Raw genomic sequence first — 4,794 nt, forward strand, 5'->3', positions numbered from 1 at the left:
GTGTGAGTTCTCTCGTATATAACACCGACGCACAAAAACAAGGCGCTGGTCGTAATGCCGTGATTTAACATCTGAAGTATTCCGCCTTCAACACCCTGAACATTATAAACAAATAATCCGAGTGTTACAAAACCCATGTGACTGACGCTGGAGTATGCAACAAGTTTTTTAATATCATCCTGAGCAAGCGCAAGATAACCGCCGTATATAATGGCAACTATGGACAACCATAGTATTGGGTCAGCAAAATACCTTGAGGCATCAGGCAGCATCGGCAAAGAAAACCTTAAAAATCCGTATGTCCCCATCTTTAGCAGCACACCTGCAAGCACGATACTCCCTGCTGTTGGCGCCTCAACATGTGCATCAGGCAGCCATGTGTGAAATGGAAACATAGGAACCTTGATTGCAAATGCAATAAAGAATGCAAGGAAGACCCAGAACTGAACTGTCCATGAATATTTCGCATCCATAAGAGCCAAGATGTCAAAGGTCTTTCCGCCTGCAAAATAAAGCACAATGATGCCGACAAGGAGAAGCACGCTTCCTGCAAGGGTATACAGGAAGAATTTAACAGCAGCATAAATCCTGTTCTTTCCGCCCCATACACCTATGAGAAGATACATGGGAATCAGCATTGCCTCCCAGAACAGATAGAACAGGAAAAAATCCAGCGCGCAGAAGACGCCGAGCATCGCAGTCTGCATAACAAGGATGACAATCATAAATTCCTTTACCTTGTTTTCAATTGCCTTCCATGATGCAAGCACGCATATCCATCCAAGCAAGGCCGTCAGGAATACAAACAGGACACTGATGCCGTCCACACCCATTGCATAACTGATATTCCATGAAGGTATCCATGGATGCCTCTCAACAAACTGCATCTCATAGGTTGTGATGTTGAAGTTGCAGACGATTGGAATAGCGATGATAAAATCCACCACAGTAAATACAAGGGCAGTCCATCTTGCTGCCTGAACATTCTTGATAAAAAGCAGAAGCGCTGCGCCGGCAAGGGGCAGAAATGTTACAATTGTGAGTATGTTATTTTCCATTATGTTCATTGTAAAACCTTTAGCATTTTTCAAGGCTAAAGCCTTGAGTTACCCCTGTATTCACAGTAACAAACTGTAATTTTTCAAGGCTAAAGCCTTGAGTTACCCCTGTATTCACAGTAACAAACTGTAACTCAAACCTTTAGGTTTGAAAATTTAGCTTCTCCAAAGCATTGAATAAACCACAACAATCACCACTACGCCAAATACTATGCTCATTGCATAATGCTGAATAAATCCTGTTTGAACCTGTCTGACTTTTGAACCGCAAAACATTATAAAACTTGCCACTGCATTTACAAGCCAGTCAATTATATTTTTATCAATCCAGAGTCCAATAGCAGCAACAGCATACAGGGGTTTTAAAATCATGGTATTGGAAAAATCACTGACAACGGATTCATAGGCTGCAACAGGCTTATTTGCAAACCACATAAAGACCCTTGCCCCTTTTCTGTAAAACCAGTCTGTGTCAACACTGATAGTTGGTTCGGGGTCAAGATATTTAAGGAACAGGAAAAATGCAAGCGCTGTAAACATGAGGATACCAAGGGCGCTGGTTACATGGTCAGGTGTGTATGGTTCAAAATGAACAGGATACGGCAGATAGGCATAAAGGGCATTTGGAAATACGCCTATTGCAATACAAAGGAATGCGGCAATACCCATGCCTATAAGCATATTGAGAGGAGGTTCTTTTGCCCGTATGCCTGAATCCTTTGCAAAGAACATATAGTATGGCAGTTTTAAACCTGTATGAAGAAATGTGCCTGATGAGGCAAGGGTTAAAAGGAGTGTTGCATATGCCCTGTGGTCATGGCTTGCAGCAGCAACTACCATTGACTTGCTTACAAAACCGCTGAAAAGCGGAAATGCAGAAATCGCAAAACCGCCAATCATATAAAGCACAAGGGTAATAGGCATGGTCTTGTAAAGCCCGCCTAGTTCTGTAAGTTTGCGTTTGCCTGTCATATAAATTACAGCCCCAGCGCCCATAAACAGAAGCGCCTTGTAAAGTATATGGGCAAAGGCATGAGATGTTGAGCCGTTTAATGACAGTTCTGTGCCAATGCCAACGCCTGCCACCATATAACCGACCTGACTCACAATATGATATGCAAGAAGCCTTCTGCAGTCATTTTCCAGAACTGCATAAACAACGCCGTAAAGCGCCATAAACACACCAAGCCAGACTAAGACCTCTGTGCCGGGGAATGCCCGCACCAGAACATAGACCGCTGTCTTTGTGGTGTATGCACACATAAATACAGCGCCTGTCACAGTAGCCTCAGGATATGCGTCTGTAAGCCATGCATTGAGCGGCGGGACTGCGGCATTCAGTATAAATCCGAGCAGGATAAGATAGAATGCAAGACTGCCGTCATGCTCAATAGGACCGAATAGTATTGAGCCTGAAGAAATATAGTGAAGGATAATGCCGCCGAGCAAACAAACGCCGCCGAATATATGCACAAGTATATATCTGAAACCTGCCTCAACAGCCTCTTTTTCACGTCGGGCAAACACAAGATAGACAGAGGCAAATGCCATGATTTCCCAGAAAACAAACAACACAAAATAATCACCGGCAAAGACAACGCCTAAAGAACTGCCTACATACAAAAATGCAGCTATATGCTGACCAATGTCATCTACATGGAGGGCATACAGCATGCCGATAAACGCCATGATTGTAAAGACATAGGCAAATACAAGGCTTAACTTATCCACCTTGCCGAATATGATTTCATTGCCCGCAAAATTATATGTCCAGTAAGTGCCTTGCGACATTGATGCCACATCAATAAATGCAGCAGCAGGTATAAGAATGAGGAATGACTTAAGCGCCTTTCCCCTTAAAAATGGGATTAAAAATGCCCCAAAGATAAATAGTATAGACGGGTGAAACCAATCAATCATAGTAATCCTCTTTTTTCATAAGACCGCCTTGATGTCCAAGGAATTTAGAGACAAAGACAATCAGGGTGCATGCGATAAAACCGTATAATGCGCCCCAGCCGGGAATCTCATCCCAGAAAAAGGCAGCATGTTCACGAGGCGCCAGAAAGTCTGCTAGGACAATAATTGCCAGAGTAATGTAAAGGAGTTTCCATCTGAGTTTGGCATATTCAGGGTCGCCAAAGAAAAATACAATCCGCTTAATCATTTTATAACCTCCTTTGCAAGGGTTATGAAATAATCAGGATACATGCCCATAAGTACAGAGAGGATTGCGGTTATAAACAGAGGTATTACTACCATAGGAATCTCTTTAATCTCTTCGTGCTTGTCCCCGAATGCTCCTGTCGGGGAATGTCCGTGGCTGTTATGTTCATGTCCATCATCAGATTTTTCAAAGAATGCCTTGTATGTTATGGGCAGAAAATATGCTGCGTTCAGTATAGAACTTATAAGAAGGACTGCAAGGATTACCACATCATTTGCCTCTATAGAGCCTACTGCAATATACCACTTGCTTATAAAACCTGCAGCAGGCGGAACACCTATCATGCTCAGCGAGCCTATAAAGAATGCCGTCATTGTCCATGGAAGTTTTTTGCCAATGCCAGCAAGTTCGCTTACCTTTGTCTTGTGGGCTGCACAGTAGATTGAGCCTGCGCAGAAAAAGAGTGTAATCTTTGAAAAGGCATGGCTTGCAATATGTGTAATTCCTCCCACCATACTGCTGGGCGTTAGAAGCACAGCGCCAAGTATTATATAGGATAGTTGGCTGACTGTTGAATATGCCAGCCTTGCCTTTAGATTATCTCTGGTTAAGGCATAAACAGATGCAATGATTATAGTAAATGAGACTATATAAGCGGTTGCAATGCCTAAATTAAGCGACTGCATAAGGCTTATGCCGAAGACATGGAATACAACCCTGAGAACACAAAATACCCCCATCTTGACAACTGCAACTGCGTGCAGGAGGGCGCTGACAGGCGTTGGCGCCACCATTGCAGCAGGCAGCCACGCATGGAACGGCATTACCCCTGCCTTGGCAAAACCAAAGAGATAACAGAAATAGACGATTGTTAAAAGCACAGGGGATGCAGATACATTTTCCAGTAACCCATGAGGGGCAAAATCCAGATTCCCTGCAAAATAATATGTAAGTGCAACTGCTGCCAGAAGCAGTGTCTTGGAAGTGCCAACCAGATAGACCACATATTTTTTACTTCCTTCCCACGATTCGTCTGTTTCCTTATGATAGACAAGCGGATATGTTATAAGGCTTAAAACTTCGTAAAATATAATTAAGGTAAACAGGTTTGCAGAGAAAGCACCGCCTACGGCAGCAGAAAGACTTATGGCAAAACAGGCGAAGAACCTTGTCTGGCGGTGTTCACGGCTGCTCCTCATATAGCCAACAGAATAGACTGCGGCAAATATCCAGAGGAGCGATGAAATCGTGGCAAATACCATACCAAGCGCATCCACACGGAATTTAAAATCAATGCCGGGCAGGATGGTAAACAAATTCAATTCAATAGTGCCGCCTGCCAGAATAGCAGGAGCCATTGATGCCACGATGGAAAATTTTATAATGGCTGCTATAAAAGAGACTGCATCTCTGACATTCGGCTTCTTGTCTAATGTCAATATAATAAACGCAGCAAAGAGCGAAACCAAAACTGCCAGAAGCGGTCTCATTGAGTAAATGGGTTCCATAAAAATCAGGTTATGGGTTATTGGTCATAGGTTATGGGTTTTACCTATTACCAATCGCCCA

Annotated in this window: 4 protein-coding genes; all 4 read right to left on the bottom strand. The window is 43.3% G+C overall.

The window, feature by feature from the left end; all coding sequences use genetic code 11:
- Positions 1–1,058, bottom strand: a 1,058-nt coding sequence (locus HZC45_03615) for an NADH-quinone oxidoreductase subunit M (protein ID MBI5682246.1), incomplete at its 3' end; no start/stop codon positions are given.
- A gap of 156 nt (positions 1,059–1,214) precedes the next feature.
- Positions 1,215–2,978: a Na(+)/H(+) antiporter subunit D gene (locus tag HZC45_03620; GenBank protein ID MBI5682247.1), complete on the bottom strand. Its 1,764-nt coding sequence runs from the start codon at positions 2,976–2,978 to the stop codon at positions 1,215–1,217.
- A complete protein-coding gene (locus HZC45_03625) occupies positions 2,971–3,225 on the bottom strand; it encodes a hypothetical protein (protein ID MBI5682248.1) in 255 nt (84 codons plus the stop codon). Before HZC45_03625 ends, HZC45_03620 begins: the two co-directional genes overlap by 8 nt.
- A complete protein-coding gene (locus tag HZC45_03630) occupies positions 3,222–4,733 on the bottom strand; it encodes a monovalent cation/H+ antiporter subunit D family protein (GenBank protein MBI5682249.1) in 1,512 nt (503 codons plus the stop codon). The genes HZC45_03625 and HZC45_03630 overlap by 4 nt, the downstream gene beginning before the upstream one ends.
- Positions 4,734–4,794: the final 61 nt, after the last annotated feature.

This window comes from Deltaproteobacteria bacterium, assembly GCA_016223005.1.
Taxonomy (GTDB): Bacteria; Desulfobacterota; GWC2-55-46; order UBA9637; family GWC2-42-11; genus JACRPW01.

What these genes read in the sequence shown, in the direction of transcription:
- HZC45_03620 (MBI5682247.1), bottom strand. Translation starts at nt 2,978, where the DNA reads ATGATTGATTGGTTTCACCCGTCTATACTATTTATCTTTGGGGCATTT.
- HZC45_03625 (MBI5682248.1), bottom strand. Translation starts at nt 3,225, where the DNA reads ATGATTAAGCGGATTGTATTTTTCTTTGGCGACCCTGAATATGCCAAA.
- HZC45_03630 (MBI5682249.1), bottom strand. Translation starts at nt 4,733, where the DNA reads ATGGAACCCATTTACTCAATGAGACCGCTTCTGGCAGTTTTGGTTTCG.